Consider the following 24,584-nt stretch of genomic DNA (forward strand, 5'->3'; position numbering starts at 1 on the left):
ATGGCGTACGCGCTTCGTAGGCTCGATGTCGTAGCGTCAGCTCCCAGGACGTGAGGCCGGGCCGGGTTGGCGGAAGGACATCGGTTGCTGTACTGGCTGCTGAAGTACGTGATCCTCGGTCCGTGGGTGCGCCTCGTCTTCTGGCCCATCGTCGAGGGGCGCGAGAACGTGCCGGCCGAGGGCGCGGCGATCATCGCGAGCAACCACCTGTCGTTCTCCGATTCGATCTTCATGCCGTTGGAAGTACGGCGAAAAGTCACCTTCGTGGCGAAAGCCGAGTACTTCACCGGTAAGGGGATCAAGGGCTGGTTGGTGAAGATGTTCTTCATCGGCACGGGCACGATCCCCGTCGACCGGTCCGGTGGGCGGGCCGCGCAGGCCGCGCTCGACACCCAGCTGCGGGTCCTGCGCGCCGGCAACCTGGCCGGCATCTACCCCGAGGGCACGCGGTCACCAGACGGTCGGCTCTACCGGGGCAAGACCGGTGTGGCGCGGCTCGCACTGCTCAGCGGCGCCCCGGTGGTGCCGGTGGTGATGCTCAACGCCGACGAGATCCAGCCGCCGGGCAAGGTCATCCCGAAGATCAAGCGGGTCCGGATCCGGTTCGGCGAGCCGATCGACTTCGCCCGGTACGCGGGGATGTCCGGCGACCGGTTCGTCGAGCGGGCCGTCACCGACGAGATCATGTACGAGCTGATGGAGCTCTCCGGCCGCGAGTACGTCGACATCTACGCGCAGAAGGCCAAGAACGCCGCCGCGCGGGTGCCGGCCCCGGCGCCGGCCAGCGACCCACCGACGGCCGTAGCCGCCTAGCTCGCCAGCGTGGCTTCGGGGGCTGTGGTGCCGGTGAGGCGCAGCAGGCCCGGCGCCCGGTTGCGGGTCGCGAACGCCCGCACCTCGGTCAGGGCCACCTCGGCCGCCGCCGCCTCCTCGGCCCGGGTGAAGCTGCCCGCGGCCAGGGCGAGCGCCATCATCCGGTCGGTGACCGCGGGGATCTGCCCGTAGATGCCGGCCGCCGCCGCGTAGAGCTGGCCCGCCCGGGCCTCGTCGCCGGCGGTCGCGGCCAGCGCCGCGCTCACGGTCCGCAGCGCCGCCTCCGCCCACGGGGTGCGGTGGCTGACCCGGTCGAGCATGCCGCGCACCCGCACCGCCGCGTCGCGGCCGGCCAGCGCCGCCGCGAAGGCCGCCGCCGACACCCACTCGCCGCTGGCCAGCGCCGGCACCGCCGACCACGACTCGGCCAGCTCGTCGAGCAGGGCCGCCGCCTCGGGGAGCTCGCCCTGCAGCGCGCGGACCTGGGCGGCGAGGCCGAGCGTCGTCCAGCGCGGCCGGTAGAAGCCGCTGTCGCGGGCGAACTCCAGCGCGTCGGCGACGTCGTCGGCGTCGCCGACGGTCGGCACCGGCTGGTCGCGCAGCACCCGCAGGCAGGCCCGCAGCCCGCGGACCTGCATGTCCCAGCGCCCGTCGGGGGTGTCGACGAACGCGTCGGCGGCGCTGAGCAGGCGGTCGAACTCGCCCGCGAAGTACGCCCGCATCACGTCGCCGGAGTAGTTGGTGTTCAGCGAGTGCCCGTCCTGCAGGGCGGAGTCGGCCTGGGAGACCAGCTCCTTGGAGCCGACCCAGTCGCCTTCCTCGCTGAGCGCGTACGCCAGGTTCTGGATCGCCCGCGTCAGCGCCAGCAGCCCGTGGGTCCGGCAGAAGTCGGTGACCGCGTGCAGCTCGGCCAGCGCACCGCGGTCGCCGGCCTGGTAGCGGGCCATCGCGACGGTGATCCGGGCGTTGGTCTGGGTCTCCACGTTGCCGAGCCGCTCGGCGATGTCGCCGGCCGCCTCGGCCGCCGCGATCGCCGGCTCGCGCTCGTAGTTGAGCATGTGCAGCCGGCCCAGCTCGGCGTAGGCGTCGGCCTTCTCGCTCGAGTCCGGCACGCCGTCGAACAGCTCGACCGCGCGGTCCAGGCAGGACAGTGCGGCCCGCCGGTCGGCGCGCAGCCAGGCGGCCTGGCCGAGCAGGGTCCAAGCGCGGGCCGCGCTGGCCGCGTCGTCGTGTGCGGTGAGCCGGTCGGCGAGCGCGACGAGCTGGTCGGGGCCGCCGCCGCTGAGGAACTCGGCGCGGTCGCGGTAGAACGAGATCTCGGTGCGCAGCAGCTCGAGCTGGAGGCGGCCGGCCGGGTCGGACTGGTCGGCCAGGGCGATCGCCCGCTCGACGTGGTTGGCCGCCGCGTCCAGGGCGTGCAGGGCGTACGCCCGCCGCGCCGCCCGGTGCAGCGCCCCGCGGGCCGCCGGTGCGAACGGGGCCGGGTCGACGCCGAGCGTACGGGCGATCTCGTGGGCGGCCCAGCGGTGGTGGGCGAGCACCTCGGCGAGGTCGGTGTCGCGCCCCCGGGACAGCGCGTCGAGCCACTCGGCCGTGCGCTCGTGCCGGGCCACCCGCTCGGTGCGCGGCAGCCGCTGGTAGCAGACGTCGCGCACCAGCACGTGCCCGAAGCGATATTCGGGCTGGCCGGCCATCGTGGACGTGACCTGCTCGTGCACGAAGTCGCGCTGCTCCAGCCGGCGCAGCGAGCGCTCGACGGACTCGACGTTGCGGCCGAGTGCCGCGGCGACCGCGCCCGGCCAGAACACCATGCCGACGACCGACGCGGCGAACAGCACCGTGCGGTCCTTGGGGTCGAGCAGGTCGACGCGGTTGGCGATGACCGCGTGCACGCTGTCGGGCATCGGCAGGTCGAGCCGCTTCTCCAGGGACCAGCCCCGGCCCGACTGGCGCAGGGCGCCCTGCTCGATCAGCATCCGCACGTATTCGTGCGCGTAGAGCGGGTTGCCGTCGGCGAGCTCGACCAGCGGGCTGAGCATGTCGGCGGAGAACGCGGCCTGCCCGAACATGTGCGCGTAGAGGGTGGCGATGCCGGTGGCCCGCAGCGGCGGGAGGGTGATGGTCAGCGAGCCGGTCAGCGAGCCCGCCCAGCCCGGGTCGCGGTCGATCAGCTCCGGCCGGGCGGTGCACAGCAACAGCAGCGGCACGTCGCGGGCGGACGCGCCGAGCAGCTCGACGAAGCGCAGCATGCTCTCGTCGGCCCAGTGCAGGTCTTCGAAGACCAGCACGGTCGGCCGGCGCGCGGCCAGCGCCACCAGGAAGCGGCGCCAGGCGGACTCGGCGTCCTCTGCGGCGAGCCGGCTGGCGGGCAGGCCGACCAGCGGGCGCAGCGCGTCGATCAGCCGGTCGGCCTCGCCGGGACCGACCAGGTCGGTCACGGCCGTGGTGAGCCGTTGCGCGGCGGCCGCGGCGGGGTCGGTGTCGAGGATGCCGGCCTCGGCCTTGACGATGTCGGCGAGCGCGGCGAACGCCACGTTCTCGCCGAACGGCGGGCACCGGCCGGTGCGCCAGGTGACCGGCTCGTCGAGCAGCCGCTCGGCGTGCTTGAGCAGCTCGCGCACCAGCCGGCTCTTGCCGATGCCGGCCCGGCCGAAGACCGTGACCACCTGCGGCACCCGGTCGTGCGTGGACCGGTGCAGCGCGTTGACCAGCAGGCCGAGCTCGTGCTCGCGGTCGACCAGCGGGGTGCTGTCGGGCTCCTTCTCGACGTGCGGGCGGCGCCGGGGCGCGACCGCGAGCCAGACCTCGGTCGGCGTCGAGCGGCCGCGCAGGGTGACCGACGGCTGGTCCTGGTAGCGGACGGTGTCCTTGGTCAGCGCGTAGGTGTTGCCGCAGACCAGCACGCCGCCGGGCGGGGCCGACGACTGGAGGCGGGACGCGGTGTTGACCACGTCGCCGGCCACGATCGCCTGCCCGCCGTCGCGGGCCGCGGCCACGTCGACCAGCGCCTCGCCCGTGGCCACGCCGACCCGGAACCGCATGCCGGCGGCGTCCGCGCCGTCGGGCGCGAAGCGGGAGAGCACCCGCTGCAGCTCGAGGCCGGCGCGCACGCAGCGCAGCGGGTCGGTCTCGGTGGCGACGGGGGCGCCGAACAGCGCCATCACCGCGTCGCCGATGTATTTCTCGACGACGCCGCCGTATTGCCCGACCACCCGGCGGGCGGCCGAGAAGAAGCCGTTCTGCATGGCCCGGACCTGCTCCGGGTCGGCCCGCTCGGCGTACGGCGTGAAGTCGATGAGGTCGACGAACAGCACGCTGACCCGGCGCCGGTCCTCGCTGTTGTCGCTGCTCACCTCGCTGCGGGCGCCGCCTTCGCGGGGCGTACCGCAGCTCGTGCAGAACGCGGCGTCGCCGGGGATCGGCCGACCGCACTGACGGCAGGGTGGAGCCAGCTCGGCACCGCAGCCGCCACAGAACCTGTCGTTCTCGGCGGGGGTCCGGCCGCACCGTGCGCAGGCAGCGGGAATGGCGCACTCCTAGCGACGTATCACCTTGTCAAGGGCTCGCAGCCTACCCACGTCCACCTCCTGTCAGGAACTGTCCTGTTGGTTAGTGGACAGTCCATATCGGCTGGCGATCGGTAGAGTCGGCCGCGGCCGAGATCCACTCATGACAGGAGAGCATCGATGGTTCACGCACGTCTGGAGAAGGACTGGACCGACCCGGCCGGCGTCGCGCACGCCGCGGGGGCGAGCGTCGACGTGGACGCCGCGACCCTCGCCGACCTGCAGGCCAAGGGCATCGTGGCCGGTGACGTCGAGGCACAGGGTTGGATCGGCCCCACCTCGACCGGTGGCGACGTCAAGGCGCAGGGTTGGATCGGCCCGACGTCTCCGCCGAAGAAGACCGAGGCCGAGGGCTGGATCGGGCCGACGGCTCCGCCGGCGAACTGACCGCTGCTGTGTGACAAGGCCCTCGGCGTCAGCCGGGGGCCTTTCGCTCATCGGTCGGGCATCCCCGCGCGGCGGCGCAGGGCGGCGACGTCGGTGACGACAATCCGCCGGCCCTCGGTGCGCAGCCAGCCCCGGCTGGCGAACGAGCCGATCGCCTGGTTGACGCTCTGCCGCGAGCCACCGGCCATCTCCGCGAGCTGGCTCTGGTTGAGCTCGATCGTGATCATCGGGGCCTGGCTTTCGCCGGCGAGCCGGACCAGCGTCTTGGCCACCCGACCGGGCAGGTCGAGGAAGACGTGGTCGGCGTTCTGCTCGGTGAGCCGGCGGATCAGCGCGCCCAGCGAGCGCATCACGGCGTCGAGGATCCGCGGGTTGGAGTGCACGAGCTCCATGAACGCCGAACGGGACAGCGCGAGGGCGGTGCAGTCCTCGATGGCCTCGGCCGAGGTCGACCGGGTCGACGCGTCGAGCAGCGACACCTCGCCGAGTGTGCCGGGTGGACGGACGACGGAGAGCACGGCGCGCTCGCCGGTCGGCGCGGTGACGAACACGGCGACGGCGCCCCGGCGCAGCACGATCAGCGACTCGCCCGGGTCGTTCTCGACGAAGAGCAGCTGGCCCTTGCGATAGGTGCGGGGCACCGCGGCGGCGATCACGCGCTGGCGGACTTCGGGCTCCAGCCCGGCGAACAACTCGACACCGGTCAGAGCGTCGCCAGGATCTGGCAGGCGACCCTCCACAGCCCGACCCCTCCCTAGGACACATCCCACTGACCGACCCTTTGGCCGGCAACACATCAGATCATGTCGTTCCTGTCGCGTGCTGTACACCCCTGAAATCGCTTCCGTGACAGTCCCGTGTTGTCCATTCGGGCAATCTGACTGCCAGACCCGCTGCTGGTGGGGGCCATACGGGGGACGGCGGGCCCTCCAGGGGGGCGCGGGGCGGACCGGTCGGGAGAGATCACTGGGGGGTGTCTCTTCCGGCCGTTCGCCCATTCACCGACCCGAGCACCCACCGGCGGCGGATAATCCCCGCCGTGGCAGACGACGAGGCCGCACTCGCGGCCCTGCGCGGCGGTTGGCAGCACGTGCCCGGCCGTCTCGACCCGGTGTCGATCCCCGGCACCGCGGCCACCACCTGGGTGGCCAGCATCGCGGGCACGTGTCACCTGGTCACCCGGGTGGCGCTCGGCAAACGGCAGCGACTGGAGGCAGGCCTGACCGCGGCCTGCCATCTCGCGGAGCGCGGCGTGGCCGCGGGCGAGCCGGTGCGTGCCCTGTCCGGCGCGCTGGTCGCCGAGCACGACGGCTGGGCGTACGCCCTGGTCCGTTGCCCACCCGGCCGGCCGCTGTCCGCCGGCGACCCGCTCGACCAGCAGTGGTGGGGCGACGCGCTCGGCCGGCTCCACTCCGGAATGGACGGTTTCGCGCACTCCGGTCTTGCGCCGTGGCACCGCGTCCGGCCCGACGCCCCGCACCTCGGCGCGCGACCGTGGCTGCGCGCCGCGGTCGCGTCCGCCTGCGCCGCGCTCACCCGGCTGACGGTCACCGACCGGCTCACCTACGGCGTGCTGCACGGCCAACCGATCGCGACCGCGTTCCGGCTCGACCCGGCGACCGGCCGCACCGCGGTGGTCTGCTGGGGCCCGGCGGCCACCGGCCCGCTGGTCGCGGACCTCGCCGCGGCCGTCACGCACGCCGCCGGCGTGGGCACCGAGGAACTGGTCGACGGGTACGCCGCCGCCGGTCCGGTGCACCGCGACGAGATCGACGCTGCGCTGCCGGTGCTGCTCCGCTTCCACTGGGCGGCCCGGGCCGACGCGGCCGCCCGCCGCCTGGTGTCCACCCCGGACGACGACGCGGCGGGGGCGACGCTGTCCGCCGCCCACGCCGCGCTGTCCTCGGCCTAGGAGGCGCCGCGCAGGTGTGCCAGCACCAACGGGTCGATCTTGCCCGGCACGATCCGCTCCTCGAGGTTCTCGACGCCGGCCCAGCTCGCCAGGGCGTCGTCCAGCGAGGCGCCCTCGTGGCCGGCGGCGACCAACCGGCCGCGCACCTCGGCCGCCAGCGCGCCGTCGAGGGCCAGCAGGGTGGCCGGGTCGGGCTTGCCGAACAGCAGCTCGTGCATGTCGAGCAGGCGGGCCAGCTCGGGCACCGGCTCGGTGTGGTCGTCGACCCGCAGGTCGGCCACCACGTCGCTGGTGCCGCCGTAGCCCTGGCCGCGGGCGACCACGAGCAGCGCGGCGCTCTGCCGGCCGCGCTTGTCGCCACCCGCCTCGTCGCCGGCGCGCAGCGCGGCCAGCAGCCGGCGGGCCAGCGGGGCGTCCGGGTCCGATGCCAGCCAGGCGGTCCGCATGTCCTCCACCACCTGGGGACCGACCAGGATGTTGCCCTGGATCGCGAACCCGTCGCCGGCGACGCCGCCGGCCCAGTCGTGGCAGTCGGCGCCGGTGTAGGTGGCTCCGTCGCCGGCCACACCGACCACGCCGACCTGGCGCTGCGCCCGCCCGTCGTCGGCGGCGGTCAGGCCGGCGACCACGCCCGCCGCGTCCACGCCGGTGCGCAGCAGGGCCAACCCTTGCGGCCGGTAGGCCAGGTTGGCGTAGGACTGCGTCGCGACGGCGCCGGTCAGCGCCTCGGCGGCCGGCACGGCGGCCCCGACCGCGAGGAACTTGCTGGCGACGGCGATGCCGTGGGAGTGCCCGTCGGCCGACCGTGCCACGATCGAAAACGTCATGACCGGGCACGGTAACGAATCTTCGTGCCGATGGGCCAGGATGGAACTCGATGACCTACCGCTACTTCTACGACTGTGAGTTCATCGAGGACGGCCGCACGGTCGACCTCGTCTCGATCGGCGTGGTCGACGAGCACGGCAGAGAGTTCTACGCCGTGTCGACCGAGTTCGACGACTCACGGGCCGTGCCCTGGGTGCGCCGCAACGTGCTCGACAAGCTTCCGTCGCCCAGCGACAAGGCCTGGCGATCACGCGAGCGGATCCGTGACGACCTCTACGAGTTCCTGGTCGCGCCCCTGCGCGGCAACGGCACCAACGACAGCCTGGAGCTGTGGGCCTGGTTCGCCGCGTACGACCACGTGGTGCTCGCCCAGCTCTGGGGCGCGATGCCGGCGTTGCCGCGGGTGATTCCCCGGTACACCAAGGAGCTTCGGCAGCTTTGGGACGATCTGGGCAAACCGCCGCTGCCAGCGGCCGGGGCCGACCAGCACGACGCGCTGGCCGACGCCCGGCACAACCTGGCCAGGTGGAACGCCATGCGGAGCACCGGAGAGTTCACCGGCCGGTAGGTGGGTCGCGCTGGTCGCCGTTTTCACCGGCGACTACAGTGCGCAGTTGTGTGCGGCCCGCCCCGGGCCGGCAACGACGCCGATTATCGATCCTGGGGCTTTCTGGCCATGTGTGCCCTTTGGGGCGAGGATCGCAATCAGGAGGATGAGCAGATCATGCGAATCGGCGTGCTTACCGGCGGCGGAGACTGTCCCGGTCTGAACGCGGTGATCCGGGCGGTCGTCCGCAAGGGCGTCTCCACCTACGGGCACGACTTCGTGGGCTTCCGTGACGGCTGGCGTGGTCCCCTCGAGGGCCTGACCATGCCGCTGGGCATCCCCGAGGTCCGCGGCATCCTGCCGCGCGGTGGCACCATCCTCGGCTCCTCCCGCACCAACCCGTTCAAGATCGAGAACGGCGTCGAGCAGATCAAGAGCAACCTGGGTGCGATGGGCGTCGACGCGCTGGTCGCGATCGGCGGCGAGGACACCCTCGGCGTCGCCACCAAGCTCTTCGACCTCGGCGTCCAGGTCGTCGGTGTGCCGAAGACGATCGACAACGACCTGAACGCCACGGACTACACGTTCGGCTTCGACACCGCGGTCAACATCGCGATGGAGGCGATCGACCGCCTGCACACCACTGCGGAGAGTCACCACCGCACGCTGGTCGTCGAGGTCATGGGCCGGCACGCCGGCTGGATCGCCCTGCACGCCGGCCTGGCCGGTGGCGCCAACGTGATCCTGCTCCCGGAGCGCAACTTCGACGTCGAGCAGGTCGCTGGGTACGTCGAGAAGCGCTTCCAGCACCAGTACGCGCCGATCGTCGTCGTCGCCGAGGGCGCGCAGCCGCTCGACGGCCAGATGGTGCTGCACAACCAGGAGCTCGACTCGTTCGGCCACGTCCGGCTCGGTGGCATCGGCCAGTGGCTGGCCGAGCAGCTCGAGGCGAAGACCGGCAAGGAGGCCCGCACGGTCGTCCTCGGTCACATCCAGCGTGGTGGCACGCCGACCGCGTTCGACCGGGTCCTCGCCACCCGCCTGGGCCTGCACGCGATCGACGCGGTCAACGACGGCGACTGGGGCAAGATGGTCGCCCTCCAGGGCACCGACGTGGTCCGCGTCCCGCTGGTCGAGGCGACCCGCGAGCTGAAGACCGTGCCGCTGGAGCGCTACACCGAGGCCGAGGTGTTCTTCGGTTCTTGATCCACAAGCGTGAGGGGCGAGCAGCCATGACGAACAAGACGGTCGCCGTGATCGGCGCGGGCAAGATCGGTGAGCTGATGCTCTCCGGGCTGCTGCGCGCGGGCTGGCCCGTCGACCGGCTGCTCGCCACCTCGCGCCGCACCGAACGAGCCGAAGAGCTCCGCCAGCGGTACGGCGTGCGCGTCGTCGACAACCTCACCGCGGTGGCCGAGGCCGACGTGCTGGCGATCTCGGTCAAGCCGCAGGACGCGGCCACCCTGCTCGCCGACATCGGCCCGAAGGTCCCCGGCGACAAGCTGGTCATCTCGCTCTGCGCCGGCCTGCCGACCAGCTTCTTCGCCAAGCGGCTGCAGGACGGCGTGCCGATCGTCCGGGTGATGACCAACACCCCGGCGCTGGTCGACGAGGCGATGACGGCGATCTCCGCCGGCCCGCACGTGACCGCCGCGCACCTGGCCCTCGCCGAGGAGATGTTCAAGCCGCTCGGCGCGACCATCCGGGTGCCCGAGTCGCAGCAGGACGCGGTCACGGCCCTGTCCGGCTCCGGCCCGGCCTACTTCTACCTGCTGGTCGAGGCGATGGTCGACGCCGGCATTCTGCTCGGCCTGCCCCGGCAGGTGGCGCACGACCTGATCGTGCAGACCGCGATCGGCTCGGCGGTGATGCTCCGCGACTCCGGCGAGCACCCCGTCAAGCTGCGCGAGGCGGTCACGTCGCCGGCCGGCACGACGATCTCCGCGATCCGCGAGCTCGAGAACCACGGCGTCCGCGCGGCGCTGCTCGCGGCCCTCGAGGCGGCCCGCGACCGGGCCCGTGAACTGGCTGAACAGAACTCCTGAACACCCATTCGTGGTGATTCACTCACGCTGCCGAGACTTTCGCGCCGCCGGGCCGGGGCCTTACCTTCATTACAGATGGTGAAGCCCCGATTGCACGGAGGTACGACCATGCGACGTCTCGTCACAGTTGTCGCCGCTGTCGCAGCGGCCCTCTTCATCGCCGCGCCGGCCTCCGCCTTCGCGCACGCCAATGTCGTCAACCCGTACCTGCACGCCGCGCTCGACGTGCTGACCCTCAGCGTGGTGACGGCTCCGCTGTGGACCGCCTACCTCTGGACCGGCCGCCGGCTCGCGCTGCTGGCGCTGGTCGCGATCGTCCAGCTCCCGGTCGCCGTGCTCGGGTTCACGCAGATCCTGAACCCGTACTGGCACGCCGCCGCCCTGGTCACCGCGCTCACCCTGACCTTGTTCTCGCTCGTCACCGTGCGGCGGCTCGCCACCGCCCACGCGGGCTCGGCCGTCGCGGTACCCGCCACCGCGCCGTCCGACTAGCCCGGGCCCGGGACCGGTGCCCCGCCCGGGGAACGCTGGAACCACGACCGGGGATTCGCGGTCCCTGGTGCCGACACGTGGTCTCAGTGGGGAGTGGGCACCGGCCCCAGGGTGGCCAACAGGTCGCGCACCGCGTCGACGGAGGGGCAGCCCCGGCGCGGTGCGCCCCACCCGTGTGGGCCGGCGTACGCGGTGAACCGGCAGTGCGGTTCGTCCACGTACCCCCAGGCCATGAAGACCTCGACACCGGCGTAGCGGTAGACGCCGACGGACTCGGTCCGGGAGCCGGCCGCTCGCCGGTGGAACGTCGCGGAGAGTCCGGGCAGCACGGTCCCGTCGAGGTCGACGTCCGCCGCCTCCCGGTGCCGCTCGAAATGCGTGAGGTCGGGTAGCACGTCATGGTCAACGAGCCGGCGGCCTCACTGCCACTCGGTCGGCCCGTGGCCCTTGGTCCGGGGCAGCTCGGGCACCCGGGCGTCGACCGCGTAGACCACCACGTTGTCGCGGTAGGAGCGCTTGGACCGGTCGAACTCGCCGCCGCAGGTGATCAGCCGGAGCTCGGCGCCGGGCGTGGCCCCGTACACGCGTGCGGTCGGGAACTTGTCCTTCGGGTAGTGGCCCGTGGCGACCACCCGGAACGGCAGCCACCGCTCACCCCGCCGCACCTCGACGGTGTCGCCGGGGCGCAGCTCGCGGAGCCGGAAGAAGACCGCCGGGCCACGGTACGAGTCGACGTGGCCGGCGATCACCGCCGGTCCGGCCTCGCCGGGCCGCGTGCCCTGCTCGTACCAGCCGGCCTTGGCGAAGTCGACCGGCGCTTCGAGCTCGCCCTTGCTGTCGAGGTCGAGGCCGACCAGCGCGGACCGGATGTCGACGCGCGGGATGCGCACCTCGGACGGCGGCGGCAGGGCGGCCAGCGGGTCGGCGACCACGGCCGCCTCGACGGGCCGGACGCAGCAGCCGACGTGCCAGCGCGCGGCGGCCGGCGGCGGGGTCGAGTCGCCGACGGCCAGGCCGAGCGAGGCGCCGGCCGCGGCGCAGAGCGCGAGCGCCGTGGCTGTGAGGCCGACGACGCCGGTCCGGCCGGCCGGCACCAGCCAACCCCCGCGGTGCCTGATCACCGCGGGGGTCGACCGGTCCACTGTGCTCATATGGCTCTTACCAGGTGCGGCGGGCGGCCCTGCGCCGGAGCCCGACCGCGGCCACGCCGACGACACCGGCGAGCGCGACCAGGCTCAGACCGCTGACCAGCGCGATCGTCCCGGCGCCGCTGGTGCCACCGGCACCGGTCTCGACACCGCCGACCGGGGTGATCTGGCCGGCCTTGGCGTCGACCTTGAGGTCGGTGGTCAGCCCGTTCTTGCCGTCGAGGACCAGCAGCGAGTACGTGGTGCCGCCGGCGAGGGTGCAGGTCGCCTTGGCGGCCGAACCGCCCTGCGGCTGGAGGTCGAGCGTCCAGTTGCCGGGCTTGACGTCGCGGTAGTCGCTCGTCGTGGCGAACTGGAGCCCGGAGCCGACCTGCTGGCCGCCGGTGGTCTTGATGTCCAGCACCGGCGCCTTGACCGAGGCCTGGAGCACCCGGATCTTGGCCTGGTCCGTCGGCGGCGCGCTGATGTCGTCGTCGATGACCGTCAGGCCGAGCTCGGCGAAGCGGCCGGTGCCGGCGACGGTGTGCGCGCTGCCCTCGGTGACCTTCACGTCCCGGGTCAGCACCGGAGGCGACTTCGGGTCGGCGGCCACCTTGCGCATGGACACCGCGTAGGTGCCGGGCGGCACGGACAGGTAGTCGGACATCACGCCGTACGCGACGGCGTCGAACTTGAGGCCCTTCACCTTGCCGGAGAGGTCGTCGACGTAGACGTCGACCGGCGGGGTGTCGGGGGAGAGGTGGGCGAGGCGCACGTAGCCCACGCCGGCCTCGGCCGACGCGGGTGCGGCGATCGCGGCGGACAGGCCGGCACCGAGTAGGACGGCGCCGGTGGCCGCGGCCAGCCGGCGCAGCGCGCGGGGGGCGGGACGCGCAGAGGTCATGACATCTCCTCCTGCTGACGAGAATCGCAGCACGCGAAACAGAGTCCCGTCAGTCGGACCGGACCGCAAGTCCTGAAAGGTGGAAAAATCTGACAATGCACGGATCATGTCCGGTCGGTCGACGGGGTGGGCCGAACGGGCTCCCCCGAGCGGATCTCGTGACTTGATCTCGCGAACGGGACTCCGCCCCCCGCGATGCGTCAGGGGAGCTGGCGCTCGATGGCCTCGACGAGCTCCGGCGCCTCCGGCATGACCTGCGGGCCGAACCGCGCGGCGACCGTGCCGTCCGGTGCGACGAGGAACTTCTCGAAGTTCCACCGGACGTCGCCGCTGTGCCCGTCGGCGTCCGCGGTGTCCACCATGGCCGCGTAGAGGGGGTGGCGGTCGGCGCCGTTCACGTCGACCTTGGCGGTCAGCGGGAAGGTGACGCCGTAGTTGACCGAGCAGAACTCGGCGATCTCCTCCGAGGTGCCGGGCTCCTGGCCGTTGAACTGGTTGCACGGCACGCCGAGCACGACCAGCCCGCGCTGCGCGTAGCTGTCGTAGAGCCGCTGCAGGCCCTCGTACTGGGGGGTGAGGCCGCACTTCGAGGCGACGTTGACGACGAGCACGGCCTTGCCCGCGTACTGCTTGAGGTCCGCCGGGCCGCCGGAGAGGGCGGCGATATCGGTGTCGAGCACTGTCATGGGCTGAGGCTACTAGATCAATTGGAACATCGATGTATGCACATCTTGACGAGGTCTCTGGCGGTGGGTAGCTTCTCATCATTATCTATTTGGAAACTTTCCTAACTAAAGGAGACCTCCTATGAGAACCTCGGTGCGCCGGGCCCTCTGGGCCGGCGTAGCGGCGGTGGTGGTCGCCGCCGCCGTGCCGGTGGCCTCCGCCTTCGGCGCCGGCACCGTCACCGCCACCTTCGTCGCGGCCTCCGACTGGGGCACCGGGCACGAGGCGCGGGTGACCGTGGCCAACGGCTCGTCGTCGACGCTGTCGACCTGGCGGATCGAGTTCGACCTGCCGGCCGGCACCACGATGGGCAGCTTCTGGGACGCCGACGTGACCCGCACCGGCAACCACTACATGGCCGTGAAGAAGAGCTGGATGGGTCCGCTCAACCCCGGCGCCTCGGTGAGCTGGGGCTACAACGGCACCGGTCCGTACCGCGCACCGCTCAACTGCACGATCAACGGCGCGTCCTGCTCCACCGGCACGACGCCGACCAACCCGCCGACGGGCAACCCGACGACGAACCCGCCGACCGGGAACCCCACGAACCCGCCGACCAACCCGCCGACGAACCCGCCCTCGGGTGGCAAGAAGCTGATCGGCTACTTCGCCGAGTGGGGCGTGTACGGCCGGAACTACCACGTCAAGAACATCCACACGAGCGGGTCGGCGGCCAAGCTGACGCACATCCTCTACGCGTTCGGCAACCCCGCGGGCGGGCGCTGCTCGATCGGCGAGACCTATCCCGCCTACGAGAAGGCGTACACGGCCGCGGAGAGCGTCGACGGCGTCGCGGACACCTGGGACCAGCCGCTGCGCGGCAACTTCAACCAGCTCCGCAAGCTCAAGCGGATGTACCCGAACCTCAAGGTGATCTACTCGATCGGCGGCTGGACCTGGTCGAGCGGCTTCACCCAGGCGGCGCAGAACCCGGCGGCGTTCGCCGAGTCCTGCTACCAGATGGTCGAGGACCCGCGCTGGGCCGACGTGTTCGACGGCATCGACATCGACTGGGAGTACCCCAACGCCTGCGGTCTCGGCTGTGACGCGAGCGGGCCCAACGCGTTCAAGAACGTGATGGCCGCGCTGCGCTCGCGGTTCGGTTCGTCCGCGCTGGTCACGGCCGCGATCACGGCCGACGGCAGCGCCGGCGGCAAGATCGACGCGACCGACTACGCGGGTGCGGCGAACAGCGTCAACTGGTTCATGCCCATGACGTACGACTACTTCGGCGCCTGGGCGGCACAGGGCCCGACGGCCCCGCACTCGCCGCTGACCTCGTACACCGGCATCCCGATTCCGAACTTCTACGCCGACGCGGCGATCCAGAAGCTCAAGAGCAAAGGCATCCCGGCCAGCAAGCTGGTGCTCGGCATCGGCTTCTACGGCAAGGGGTGGACCGGGGTGACGCAGGAGGCGCCCGGTGGCAGTGCGACCGGTCCCGCGCCGGGCACGTACGAGGCGGGCACCGAGGACTACAAGGTCCTCAAGAACACCTGCCCGGCGAACCGGACGATCGCCGGCACGGCGTACGCCAAGTGCGGCAGCAACTGGTGGAGCTACGACACCCCGAGCACCATCGCCGGCAAGATGTCGTACGCGAACGGCCAGGGCCTCGGCGGCGGCTTCTTCTGGGAGCTGTCCGGCGACACCGCCAACGGCGAGCTGATCTCGGCGATGAAGAACGGCCTGGGGTGATCCCCTAGGTCAACGCAACACCCCACGGGGAGCGGAGGGTCGGTCGACGGCCCTCCGCTCTCTTTGGTTCGGGGGAGGATGTCCGGAGCGGGTGGTCGGCGCCGACGTCTCGGTTGGCAGGCGCCACCACGGGCGCCGCTTCGAACCGAGGAGACGACGATGAAATACATGATCATGCTGACCGGCTCGCAGCGCGACTTCGACATGATCACCGGGTCGGGCTCCGGCACCGCCTGGACGCCCGACGACCTGGCGGCGTTGCACGAGTTCATGACCAAGTGGAACAACGAGCTCGTCGAGTCCGGTGAGTTCGTCGACGGCCAGGGCCTGGCCGCGCCGGTGCACACCCGCCGGGTCTCGCTCCGCGACGGCGTGCCGGTGGTCACCGACGGCCCGTACGCGGAGACCCAGGAGGTCCTCGCCGGCTACACGATCGTCGAGTGCGCGAGCTTCGACCGGGCCACGGAGATCGCCGCGAAGCTGGCCGACACCCCGCACCCGGCGGGCGCGCAGCTGGCCAACGAGTGGTACGTCGACGTGCGGCCGATCGCCGGGGCGCCCGAGTTCGACGAGTGATGCTCGAGCCGTCGGGGGAGGACCTGCTGCGCACGCTCGCGCCGCAGGTCCTCGGCGCGGTCGTCCGGCGCTACGGCCACTTCGACACGGCCGAGGACGCGGTGCAGGAGGCGCTGCTCGCCGCCGCCCGCCAGTGGCCGGTGGACGGCGTTCCCGACAACCCGCGCGCCTGGCTGGTCCGGGTCGCGGCCCGCCGCCTCACCGACCTGCTCCGGGCCGACCAGGCCCGCCGGGGCCGCGAGGAGACGGTCGCGGCCTGGCCGGTCCCGGCACCCGGTCCGGCCACGGACGACTCGCTCGTGCTGCTGTTCATGTGCTGCCATCCGTCGCTGTCACCGGCGTCGCAGATCGCGCTGACCCTGCGCGCGGTCGGCGGCCTGACCACGGGGGAGGTGGCCCGGGCCTTCCTGGTGCCCGAGGACACGATGACCCGCCGGATCACCCGGGCCAAGAAGTCCATCAAGGACAGCGGCGTGCCGTTCGGACTCCCGCCGGCGGACGAGCGGTCGGCCCGGCTGGCGGCCGTGTTGCGCGTGCTCTACCTGATCTTCAACGAGGGCTACGTCGGCACGACCGGCCCCACCCTGCAGCGGGTGGAGCTGTCCACGGAGGCGATCCGGCTGGCCCGGCTCGTGCACCGGCTGCTGCCGGACGACGCGGAGGCCACCGGACTGCTGGCGCTCATGCTGCTGACCGACGCCCGCCGGGCCGCCCGCACGGCGCCGGACGGCACGCCGGTGCCCATGGACGAGCAGGACCGGTCGCGCTGGGACCGCACTCAGATCGCCGAGGGGGTCGCGCTCGTCTCCGCGGCACTGCCCAGCGGCGACCCCGGGCCATACCAGATCCAGGCCGCGATCGCGGCGCTGCACGACGAGGCAGCGCGGGCCGAGGACACCGACTGGCCGCAGATCATGCTGCTGTACGAGGTGCTGCTCGACCACTCCGACAACCCGGTGGTGGCGCTCAACCACGCGGTGGCGGTCGCCATGGTCCGCGGCCCGGCCGCCGGGCTGGCGCTGCTCGACCCGCTGGGCAAGGACGAGCGCCTCGCCGCCGACCACCGCTGGCACGCCGCCCGTGCCCACCTGCTGGAGCGCTCCGGCGACCTCGATGCGGCGCGGGCCGCCTACCTGGCCGCCGCCGCGAAGACCATGAGCCAGCCGCAACAGCGCTACCTCCACACCCGGGCGGAATACGTTCGACGGGCGCGCGGTTGATCCGTACCGTGATGGTCATGTTCTTCAGCAGCCCCGCGCGGCCCGCAGGTTTCTTCCTGCGGTGTGCCGCCGACGGCGCTGATCTCTGACCCTTCCTCGCAGCAGCAGAACCCGCGGGGAGGGGTTGGTCCCGGCCCGGTTCTGGCGCGGAGTTCTCTGTCATCACGGCCCGCTCGATCGGCGGCCCCGACGCGGGGTGGCGCCCGCCCGCGCACCTTCAAATGCCCTCCTTTCATCCAGTTCAGGAGGACTGAACCCACCATGGCGAAGAGCCAGTACCTAAGGACAAAGCCACATCTGAACATCGGCACCATGGGTCATGTCGACCACGGCAAGACGACCCTGACCGCCGCGATCACCAAGGTTCTGGCGGAGGCCGACCCGGCAACCAACCGGTTCGTGGCCTTCGACGGGATCGACCGGGCTCCGGAGGAGACGGCGCGGGGCATCACCATCAACATCGCCCACGTCGAGTACGAGACCGCGACGCGGCACTACGCGCACGTGGACATGCCCGGCCACGCCGACTACGTGAAGAACATGATCACGGGTGCGGCGCAGGTGGACGGCGCGATCCTCGTCGTGTCCGCGCTCGACGGTGCGATGCCGCAGACCCGGGAGCACGTGCTGCTCGCCCGCCGGGTCGGGGTGCCGCACCTCGTGGTGGCGCTCAACAAGTCCGACGCCGTCGAGGACGCCGAACTGCTCGACCTGGTCGAGCTCGAGGTCCGGGACCTGCTCTCCGAGTACGGCTTCCCGGGCGACGAGGTGCCGGTCGTGCGGGTGTCCGCGCTGCGGGCGCTGGAGGGCGACCCGGTGTGGACGCGGTCCGTCGTGGACCTGCTCGACGCGGTCGACCGGTACGTGCCGGTGCCGCCGCGGGCCGTCGACGAGCCGTTCCTCATGCCGATCGAGAACACGCTGACGATCTCCGGTCGCGGCACCGTCGTGACCGGCGCGATCGAGCGCGGCACCCTGCGCGTCGGCGACCAGGTCGAGGTGGTCGGGCTCGGCGACACGCTGACGACGGTGGCGACCGGGCTGGAGACGTTCGGCAAGTCGCTGGCCACGGCCGAGGCCGGTGACAACGCGGCGATCCTGCTGCGCGGGGTCAAGCGCGACCAGGTGCAGCGCGGCCAGGTCGTGGCGGCGCCCGGCTCCGTCACGCCGCACCGCCGGTTCGCCGCGCGGCTGCACGCGTTGACCGCGGCCGAGGGTGGCCGGCACACGCCGTTCCTCGCCAACTACCGGCCCCAGTTCTACTTCCGGACCACCGACGTGGCCGGGGCGATCGAGCTGGGGGAGGGGATCACCATGGTCCTGCCCGGTGACACGGTCGACCTGACCGTCGAGCTGAGCCGGCCGGTGGCCATGCACGTCGGGCTCGGCTTCGCGGTCCGCGAGGGCGGCCGAACGGTCGCGGCGGGCACGGTCACCGAGATCCTCTAGCGACCCACGTTCCGCCTGGTCCTACGGGGCCAGGCGGAACGGCGGGTAGCGGTCCGTGGCCAGGGTGAACGCGTACGCCGTGACCCGGTTCTGCCAGCGCAGCAGACCCTCGACATAGGTGAAGAGCCCCCGCGGGTAGCGCCCCGTGAACAGGATCGCGAACCAGGCGATGATCACCGCGGCCACGCCGCCGATGTGCAGGAAGAACAGCACCACGTAGTGCGGGATCGCGAGGAGCCACTTGACGATCGGCAGGAACCGGTTCAGCGTCCCGCCCGGGTAGTCGTAGTCCAGCCGCACCGACTGGTGGTCGTCCGTGGCCGGGTAGCGATCGTCCATCAGCGCGAAGTAGACGGTCACCCGGTTGGCGAAGCGCTGGAGCTCCAGGTTCCAGTCGAACCACCAGCGCGGGTACTTCTTGCGGAACAGGATCATCAGCAGCGGCCCGAAGAACAGCACACCACCGAAGCCGTACGCGACCGTCTCGGCGCTGTTGCCGTCGTCGCCGCCCCACTGGCCCCACTCGGCGCCGCCGCTGTAGACGGTGCCGAGCAGGATCACGATCGGGATGACCATGAACAGCCGGAAGAAGCTCGTGAGCCGGTTCAGCGGCCGGTCCGGATAGGCGACGGAGAAGTTCACCGGGTACGCCTGAGCGGTCGGTTCCATATGTGCATCTTGCGGGGTTTGGCCCGATTTAGGGCCGGAATCCCGTACCGCTACGCCACAGGAATATGTGCCAGACTCACGAACCGTGCTGTCCCCACGTCGTGCCCTGGCCGTGGCGAGCCTGGCTGTAGCCCTCGCCGCACCGCTCAGCGGCTGCTCGGTCGCCAAACAGATCGTCGGCGCTGATCCGAAGCCGATCGACGAGAGCCCGCAGAAGGCCCGCGAGAAGGTCGAGGCCTACCTGCTCGCGATGGGCAAGCGGGACCTGGCCGCCGGCCGCAAGCAGCTCTGCCCGACCCTGGCCGGCACGTTCGACAAGACCGCCCAGGGCGAGGGCGGCGACTTCAGCAAGAAGGTCAAGGTCTCCGGCGGGTTCGTGACCGACGTGCGGGCCGAGGGCAACGGGCAGCAGGTGACGACCGCGATGCTCGTCACCCCGGCCGGCGGCAAGGCCACCCCGGTCGGGGTCGTCTTCCTCGTGACCAACATCGATACGGGCTGGTGCATCGCGCGCGAGGACCCGGCCGTAGTGCTTCCGTCGATGCCCTCGCCGCCCGGCCCAACGCCTTCCCAGTGAGCGGGCAGCCGTAGTCTTGCTGGCATGCGCCAAGAGTGGCATCAGCTGAGCTACCCCGGGGTGGCCAGCCTCGGTCCCCAGACCTCCCGGCCCACGGCCGACTCCGCGGAAGACCAGGCGCTCGGCCTCGACCGCTGGCGTGACCTACCCCGCGACCAGATGCCGCCGTGGCCCGATCCCAAGGTCGTCGCCGAGGTCTGCCAGGTCCTCGACAACGTGCCGTCGGTGGTGGCCCCCTACGAGGTCGACCAGCTCCGCGAGCGGCTCGCCCAGGTCTGCGAGGGCCAGGCGTTCCTGCTCCAGGGCGGCGACTGCGCCGAGACCTTCGACGCCAACACCGAGAGCCACCTGCTGGCCAACGCCCGCACGCTGCTGCAGATGGCGGTCGTGCTGACCTACGGCGCCTCCCTGCCGGTGGTCAAGGTGGCCCGGGTCGCCGGGCAATATACGAAGCCCCGCTCGTCGGCGACCGACGCGCTGGGCCTGCCCGCCTACCGCGGCGACATGATCAACTCGCTGGAGACGACGCCGGGCGCGCGGGTGGCCGATCCGCAGCGGATGATCCGGGCGTACGCGAACTCGGCCGCCGCGATGAACATGCTGCGCGCGTACCTGTCCGGCGGGCTCGCCGACCTGCACGCCGTACACGACTGGAACAAGGGTTTCGTCCGTGAGTCGCCCGCCGGCGAGCGCTACGAGGCGATCGCCCGCGAGATCGACCGGGCGCTGGCGTTCATCCGGGCCTGCGGCATGACCGACGACGAGGCGCTGCGCACGGTCACCCTCTACTGCTCGCACGAGGCGCTGGCCCTGGAATACGACCGGGCGTTGACCCGGGTCTCCGACAGCAAGGCGTACGGGCTGTCGGGGCACTTCCTGTGGATCGGTGAGCGGACCCGGCGCATCGACGGCGCGCACGTCGACTTCCTGTCGCGGCTCGTCAACCCGATCGGCGTGAAGCTCGGCCCGACCACCACCCCCGAGCAGGCGATCGAGCTGTGCGAGAAGCTCAACCCGGGCAACGTGCCGGGGCGGCTCACCCTGGTCGCCCGGATGGGCAATCACCGGGTACGCGACGCGCTGGCCCCGATCGTCGAGAAGGTCACCGCCGCCGGGGCCAAGGTGGTCTGGCAGTGCGACCCGATGCACGGCAACACCCACGAGTCGTCCAACGGCTACAAGACCCGGCACTTCGACCGGATCGTCGACGAGGTGCTGGGCTACTTCGAGGTGCATCGCGGGCTGGGCACCCACCCCGGTGGCCTGCACGTCGAGCTGACCGGCGAAGACGTGACCGAATGCCTCGGCGGCGCCCAGGGCATCGAAGACCTTGACCTGCCCGACCGGTACGAAACGGCATGTGACCCCCGGCTGAACACCCAGCAGTCGCTGGAGTTGGCCTTCCTCGTTGCGGAGATGCTGCGTGGCTGAGCTCGTGGACCTGCGGTCCGACACCGTCACCCAACCGTCCGAAGGCATGCGGGCCGCGATGGCGTCCGCGGTCGTCGGCGACGACGTCTACGGCGAGGACCCGACGGTCAACGCCTTGGAGGCGTCGGTCGCCGCGCTGTTCGGGCACGAGGCGGCGCTGTTCGCGCCGACCGGCTCGATGGCCAACCAGATCGCCATCCAGCTATCCGTGCCGCCGGGCGAGGAGCTGCTCTGCGACGGCGACGCGCACGTGGTGACCTACGAGATCGGCGCGGCGGCGGCGATCGGCGGCGTGTCCACCCGCACCTGGACGCCCGTCGGCGGTGACATCGACCCCGACGTGGTGATCGACATGATCCGTCCCGCCGGCTACCACGCGGTGCCGACGCGGGCCATCGCCGTCGAGCAGACCCACAACCGGGGTGGCGGCGGGGTCATCCCGTTGTCCACGTTGGAGGCCCTGCGGGCCGCGTCCACCGCGGCCGGAGTGGCACTGCACTGCGACGGCGCGCGGATCTGGCACGCCCACGTCGCCGACGGGGTGCCGCTGCGGACCTACGGCGGGCTCTTCGACACCCTTTCCGTCTGCCTCTCCAAGGGCCTCGGTGCCCCGGTCGGCTCGCTGGTCGTCTCGACGGCGGCCAACATCGAGCGGGCCCGGGTGATCCGCAAGCGGATGGGCGGTGGCATGCGCCAGGCGGGGGTGCTGGCGGCGGCCGGCGCGTACGCCTTGGAACACAACATCGCCCGGCTGGCCGACGACCACGCGAAGGCGGCCCGGCTGGCGGAGGCCCTGGCCCCGTTCGGCGTGGTGGCCGGTGCCGTGCGCACCAACCTCGTCCCGCTCGACCTGCGCAAGTCGCCGCTCGACGCGCACGCCTTGGCGGCGGCCGCCCGTGAGCGCGGCGTGCTGGTCTCGGTGCTCGGGCCGCAGGTGGCCCGACTCGTCACCCACATGGACGTCGACGACGCCGCGATCGACCACGCCGTCGACGTCCTCCCAAAGATCTTTCGCGATTGACAGGTTCGCGTGCTTTGCTGAGTAGTTGACCGGTCCGCACCGGGCCGGCTCGGCTGCGCGGGGGTTGGCATGGCCAACGCGGGCCTGTGGCGGTGGTCCGCCTGGGCCTTTCTGGCGGTCGCGGGCGCTTTGGTGCTCGCGACGCTGGCGGGCGCTGCGCCGGTGCTGAGCGCGGTCGCCGCCGCGGCGGCGTTCCTGGTGGCCGGAGTGACCCTGGTCGTCCGCCGACCGCCCCGCGTGGCGGCCTGGGGCTCGCTGACGGTGGCGTCGGGATCGGTGGTGTTCCGGATCTACGCCGCGGTGACCGGTCCGGTGATGGTGGGCGGCCGCAGCGGCGGGCTGGCCGGTGGGGACATCCGGGCCCTGGTGCTCTATCCGGCGCTCGCGGTCGGACTGGTCCTGCTGGGTGGCACCGGAGCCGCCGCCGACCTGACGGACAGCCTCGACGCCTCGGTCGTCACCCTCGGGGTGTTCGTGCTGCTGTGGCTGTTCCTGCTGCACGGCCAGATCGTTCCGACCGGCGCCCGGCTGGTGGTGTCCGGGCTGCGGCCCGTCGGGATCTCGGTCGTCCTCGGCGCGCTGGTCCGGCTGTTGTTCGTCGTGCGTCCCCGCGCTCCGACCATCAGGTTCGTGGCGGTCGGGGTCGTCCTGGCCCTGGTCGGCGCGATCGGGCTGGTGGCCCGGCAGGCCGGCTACGACGTCGACGGCCGGCTCTTCGGCGGTGGGATCTTCGCCGTCGGGTTCGCCGTCCTGATCGCCGTCGCGCTGCTGCGTCCCTCCTCGGCCGAGGTGCCGGCGCGCCGGGGCGAGGGCCTCCCGGCCGCCCGGCTCAGCCGCGGGCGGCCGCGCTGTTCGTCGCGCTGACGCTGCTCGGCCCGCTGGCCTGGGTGACCGCAGTGGCCTTCGGGCAGTTCAACCCCGGTTCTCCGGAAGACTTCGGGCCGCCGGTGCTGGCCGCCGCGTTGATCGCGCTGCTGCTCCTGTGGCGGCTGTCGCTGCTGGCCCGCGTGGCGGACGCGCCGAGGAGCTCGGGGTGGTGGTCGGTGAGCTGCGCGGGCTCCAGGCGGAGCTCGCCTACCGCGCGTCGCACGACCCGCTGACCGGCCTGTCCAACCGGTCGGTGCTCATGGAACGGCTGACCGCCCTCCCGCCCCGGCGGTCACACGCGTTGCTGCTGGTCGACCTCGACGGGTTCAAGGAGATCAACGACTCGCTCGGCCATCCCACCGGCGACGAGCTGCTGGTCTCCCTCGGCCGCCGGCTGACCTCGCTGGCGCCGCCGGGCAGCACGCTCGTCCGGCTGGGCGGCGACGAGTTCGCCCTGCTGCTGCCGAGCACGGCGGAGGCCGGCGGGCTGGCCGTCGGCGGGACGATCTGCGCCCGGCTGCGGGTGCCGTACCCGTCCACCCACGGCGAGCTGGCCGTCAGCGCCAGCGTCGGGGTGACGGCCGGGCCGCTGGCCGCGCGCTCCCCGGCCGACCTGCTGCGCGAGGCCGACCTGGCGCTGTACGCGGCCAAGGCGGCGGGCAAGGACCGAGCCGCGGCGTACCGGCCTGACCTGGCCCCACCGGGTCTAGGTGTCCAAGGTCGACAGTAGGTCTGTGCCGCGCTCGGTGAGGCGGTAGACGACCGCGCGGCCGACTCGGGCGCCGGCCACCACGCCCGCGTCGCGGAGCACGGCCAGGTGCGTGCTCACCGTGCCCAACGAGACGTCCAGGGTGTACGCGAGCTGCGTGCTGGTCGCCGCCCGGCGCAGCTCGCGGACCACCCGCGCCCGGCCCGGTCCCAGCAGCGAGCCGAGCGGGTCCCCGGCCGGGCCGGCCACCTCCGCCGCCGGGCCGCGGGCCGGGTAGACCAGCGCGTAGAGCGGCGGGCGCTCGCAGGTCCACGAGCCGACGCCGGCCGTCTTCGGCACGAACACCAGACCCTCGTCGGTGATCCAGCGGTCGGGGTAGTCCTGCTCGCTGAACCGGATCGCGTCGTCGCCGACCCAGACGGAGTGCCGGGTCATGTTCTTGACCGCTTCCTTCCAGCCGTACGCGGCGAGCAGGCCCGCGCGGTGCATGATGTCGCGTTCGAGCAGCGCCCGGCGGCGCGGCCAGTCCTTGGCGACGTGCCGCCGCCAGCCCTCGGCCAGCACTTCTGCCGTCCTGGGCCCGAGGTCCGCTCCGCTCAGCCAGCGGGTGTCCTGTGGCTCCCAGCTCTTTGTGACCGCGGTGGCAACGGTCGCGCGGATCTCGTCGTCGGTGAAGGTCGCTACTTCTTTGAGCTCGTCGCGTAGCCGGGTCCTGGTGCCGCCGGTGGGTGGGACGGCGACCATGTCCGGCAGCCACTTGGTGGCCGAGACCAGCGCGAGCAGGCCGGCCGCGAACGGGTCGCCGGCCAGCCATTTCTGGAAGCCGGGCTGGTTCGCGGTGTGCCAGCTTTTCAGCCATGGCTCCGGCGCCGGTCGGTGCAACGCGATCAGCGAGCCCAGCGTCTCGGCGAGCGGGGACAGCGCGAAGCGGCAACGGGCCAGCGCGGTGGGGGAGAGCCTCAGGAGGGTCATGTTTACGCCTTTCGCCGCAAGGTTAGCGGCCGGGCGGGCGTGGCCGGA

26 protein-coding genes are annotated in these 24,584 nt (G+C 72.2%); 17 read left to right on the plus strand and 9 right to left on the minus strand.

Annotated elements, in window-relative coordinates:
* Positions 1-84 precede the first annotated feature (84 nt).
* The gene (locus CHC05_RS20785) at positions 85-813 is read left to right on the plus strand and encodes a lysophospholipid acyltransferase family protein (RefSeq protein WP_089251340.1); all 729 of its coding nucleotides are present in this window, start codon (positions 85-87) and stop codon (positions 811-813) included.
* Here the strand turns inward: CHC05_RS20785 and CHC05_RS20790 are convergent.
* Positions 810-4,340 carry an AAA family ATPase gene (locus CHC05_RS20790; protein WP_089251342.1) on the minus strand — a complete coding sequence of 1,177 codons (3,531 nt, stop codon included), beginning with the start codon at positions 4,338-4,340 and terminating at the stop codon, positions 810-812. The two genes, CHC05_RS20785 and CHC05_RS20790, sit on opposite strands and share 4 nt — an antisense overlap.
* A gap of 159 nt (positions 4,341-4,499) precedes the next feature.
* Between CHC05_RS20790 and CHC05_RS20795 the strand changes: the two genes are divergently transcribed.
* Entirely contained in the window at positions 4,500-4,766 is a 267-nt protein-coding gene (locus tag CHC05_RS20795) for a hypothetical protein (RefSeq protein ID WP_089251344.1), read from the plus strand.
* A gap of 47 nt (positions 4,767-4,813) precedes the next feature.
* Here the strand turns inward: CHC05_RS20795 and CHC05_RS20800 are convergent, their stop codons facing one another.
* Complete coding sequence (locus tag CHC05_RS20800) at positions 4,814-5,506, minus strand: Crp/Fnr family transcriptional regulator (protein WP_089251346.1); 693 nt, start codon at positions 5,504-5,506, stop codon at positions 4,814-4,816.
* 299 nt (positions 5,507-5,805) lie between these two features.
* Here CHC05_RS20800 and CHC05_RS20805 point away from each other — a divergent pair, with 299 nt between their 5' ends.
* Entirely contained in the window at positions 5,806-6,678 is an 873-nt protein-coding gene (locus CHC05_RS20805) for a phosphotransferase enzyme family protein (protein ID WP_089251348.1), read from the plus strand.
* Here CHC05_RS20805 and CHC05_RS20810 read toward each other — a convergent pair.
* Positions 6,675-7,505, minus strand: coding sequence for a DUF1028 domain-containing protein (locus CHC05_RS20810; RefSeq protein ID WP_089251350.1), 831 nt, complete (start codon positions 7,503-7,505; stop codon positions 6,675-6,677). The two genes, CHC05_RS20805 and CHC05_RS20810, sit on opposite strands and share 4 nt — an antisense overlap.
* Before the next feature lie 50 nt (positions 7,506-7,555).
* Between CHC05_RS20810 and CHC05_RS20815 the strand changes: the two genes are divergently transcribed.
* The 4 genes from CHC05_RS20815 (at position 7,556) to CHC05_RS20830 (ending at position 10,590) form a co-directional block, all read left to right on the plus strand.
* Positions 7,556-8,074, plus strand: a complete 519-nt coding sequence (locus CHC05_RS20815) for a polyadenylate-specific 3'-exoribonuclease AS (RefSeq protein ID WP_089251352.1) — start codon at positions 7,556-7,558, stop codon at positions 8,072-8,074.
* Positions 8,075-8,230: 156 nt separating this feature from the next.
* Positions 8,231-9,259 (plus strand): 6-phosphofructokinase, encoded by a 1,029-nt coding sequence (locus CHC05_RS20820; protein WP_089251354.1) that lies wholly within the window; start codon positions 8,231-8,233, stop codon positions 9,257-9,259.
* A 26-nt stretch (positions 9,260-9,285) separates the two neighbouring features.
* On the plus strand, positions 9,286-10,098 hold the full coding sequence (proC, locus tag CHC05_RS20825) for a pyrroline-5-carboxylate reductase (protein ID WP_089251356.1): 813 nt from the start codon (positions 9,286-9,288) through the stop codon (positions 10,096-10,098).
* A 108-nt stretch (positions 10,099-10,206) separates the two neighbouring features.
* Entirely contained in the window at positions 10,207-10,590 is a 384-nt protein-coding gene (locus tag CHC05_RS20830; RefSeq protein ID WP_089251358.1) for a hypothetical protein, read from the plus strand.
* 83 nt (positions 10,591-10,673) lie between these two features.
* Here the strand turns inward: CHC05_RS20830 and CHC05_RS20835 are convergent, their stop codons facing one another.
* From CHC05_RS20835 to CHC05_RS20850, 4 genes are all read right to left on the minus strand, one after another.
* On the minus strand, positions 10,674-10,985 hold the full coding sequence (locus CHC05_RS20835) for a hypothetical protein (RefSeq protein WP_089251360.1): 312 nt from the start codon (positions 10,983-10,985) through the stop codon (positions 10,674-10,676).
* Between the two features lie 24 nt (positions 10,986-11,009).
* Entirely contained in the window at positions 11,010-11,741 is a 732-nt protein-coding gene (locus CHC05_RS20840; protein WP_089251362.1) for a class F sortase, read from the minus strand.
* Positions 11,742-11,748: 7 nt separating this feature from the next.
* Positions 11,749-12,621 carry a DUF4397 domain-containing protein gene (locus CHC05_RS20845; RefSeq protein ID WP_179266294.1) on the minus strand — a complete coding sequence of 291 codons (873 nt, stop codon included), beginning with the start codon at positions 12,619-12,621 and terminating at the stop codon, positions 11,749-11,751.
* Between the two features lie 200 nt (positions 12,622-12,821).
* A complete protein-coding gene (locus CHC05_RS20850) occupies positions 12,822-13,307 on the minus strand; it encodes a glutathione peroxidase (RefSeq protein ID WP_089251367.1) in 486 nt (161 codons plus the stop codon).
* 121 nt (positions 13,308-13,428) lie between these two features.
* Between CHC05_RS20850 and CHC05_RS20855 the strand changes: the two genes are divergently transcribed.
* The 4 genes from CHC05_RS20855 (at position 13,429) to tuf (ending at position 18,290) form a co-directional block, all read left to right on the plus strand.
* Positions 13,429-15,045, plus strand: coding sequence for a glycosyl hydrolase family 18 protein (locus CHC05_RS20855; RefSeq protein ID WP_089251369.1), 1,617 nt, complete (start codon positions 13,429-13,431; stop codon positions 15,043-15,045).
* A gap of 159 nt (positions 15,046-15,204) precedes the next feature.
* Positions 15,205-15,621, plus strand: coding sequence for a YciI family protein (locus tag CHC05_RS20860; RefSeq protein WP_089251371.1), 417 nt, complete (start codon positions 15,205-15,207; stop codon positions 15,619-15,621).
* Positions 15,621-16,841, plus strand: a complete 1,221-nt coding sequence (locus tag CHC05_RS20865) for an RNA polymerase sigma factor (protein ID WP_089251373.1) — start codon at positions 15,621-15,623, stop codon at positions 16,839-16,841. Before CHC05_RS20860 ends, CHC05_RS20865 begins: the two co-directional genes overlap by 1 nt.
* Before the next feature lie 261 nt (positions 16,842-17,102).
* Positions 17,103-18,290 (plus strand): elongation factor Tu, encoded by a 1,188-nt coding sequence (gene tuf / locus CHC05_RS20870; protein ID WP_089251375.1) that lies wholly within the window; start codon positions 17,103-17,105, stop codon positions 18,288-18,290.
* 21 nt (positions 18,291-18,311) lie between these two features.
* Here tuf and CHC05_RS20875 read toward each other — a convergent pair whose 3' ends face one another.
* Entirely contained in the window at positions 18,312-18,959 is a 648-nt protein-coding gene (locus CHC05_RS20875) for a DUF4389 domain-containing protein (RefSeq protein WP_089251378.1), read from the minus strand.
* Positions 18,960-19,044: 85 nt separating this feature from the next.
* On the opposite strand from CHC05_RS20875, the gene CHC05_RS20880 reads away from it, so the two are divergent.
* The 6 genes from CHC05_RS20880 to CHC05_RS20900 all read left to right on the plus strand — a co-directional run bounded on the left by CHC05_RS20880 (position 19,045) and on the right by CHC05_RS20900 (position 23,585).
* The gene (locus CHC05_RS20880; protein ID WP_144022700.1) at positions 19,045-19,536 is read left to right on the plus strand and encodes a hypothetical protein; all 492 of its coding nucleotides are present in this window, start codon (positions 19,045-19,047) and stop codon (positions 19,534-19,536) included.
* Positions 19,537-19,560: 24 nt separating this feature from the next.
* Entirely contained in the window at positions 19,561-20,967 is a 1,407-nt protein-coding gene (locus CHC05_RS20885; RefSeq protein WP_089251382.1) for a class II 3-deoxy-7-phosphoheptulonate synthase, read from the plus strand.
* Positions 20,960-21,988, plus strand: coding sequence for a threonine aldolase family protein (locus CHC05_RS20890; RefSeq protein WP_089251384.1), 1,029 nt, complete (start codon positions 20,960-20,962; stop codon positions 21,986-21,988). The genes CHC05_RS20885 and CHC05_RS20890 overlap by 8 nt, the downstream gene beginning before the upstream one ends.
* 69 nt (positions 21,989-22,057) lie before the next feature.
* Complete coding sequence (locus CHC05_RS20895) at positions 22,058-22,852, plus strand: hypothetical protein (protein WP_089251386.1); 795 nt, start codon at positions 22,058-22,060, stop codon at positions 22,850-22,852.
* A gap of 23 nt (positions 22,853-22,875) precedes the next feature.
* A complete protein-coding gene (locus CHC05_RS41575; RefSeq protein ID WP_179266295.1) occupies positions 22,876-23,088 on the plus strand; it encodes a hypothetical protein in 213 nt (70 codons plus the stop codon).
* Positions 23,022-23,585, plus strand: a complete 564-nt coding sequence (locus CHC05_RS20900; protein WP_179266296.1) for a GGDEF domain-containing protein — start codon at positions 23,022-23,024, stop codon at positions 23,583-23,585. The genes CHC05_RS41575 and CHC05_RS20900 overlap by 67 nt, the downstream gene beginning before the upstream one ends.
* On the opposite strand, the gene CHC05_RS20905 is transcribed toward CHC05_RS20900, so the two are convergent.
* Positions 23,562-24,536 (minus strand): ArsR/SmtB family transcription factor, encoded by a 975-nt coding sequence (locus CHC05_RS20905; protein ID WP_089251390.1) that lies wholly within the window; start codon positions 24,534-24,536, stop codon positions 23,562-23,564. The two genes, CHC05_RS20900 and CHC05_RS20905, sit on opposite strands and share 24 nt — an antisense overlap.
* Positions 24,537-24,584: the final 48 nt, after the last annotated feature.

It is taken from the genome of Asanoa hainanensis, from assembly GCF_900188485.1.
GTDB classification, from domain to species: Bacteria; Actinomycetota; Actinomycetes; order Mycobacteriales; family Micromonosporaceae; genus Asanoa; species Asanoa hainanensis.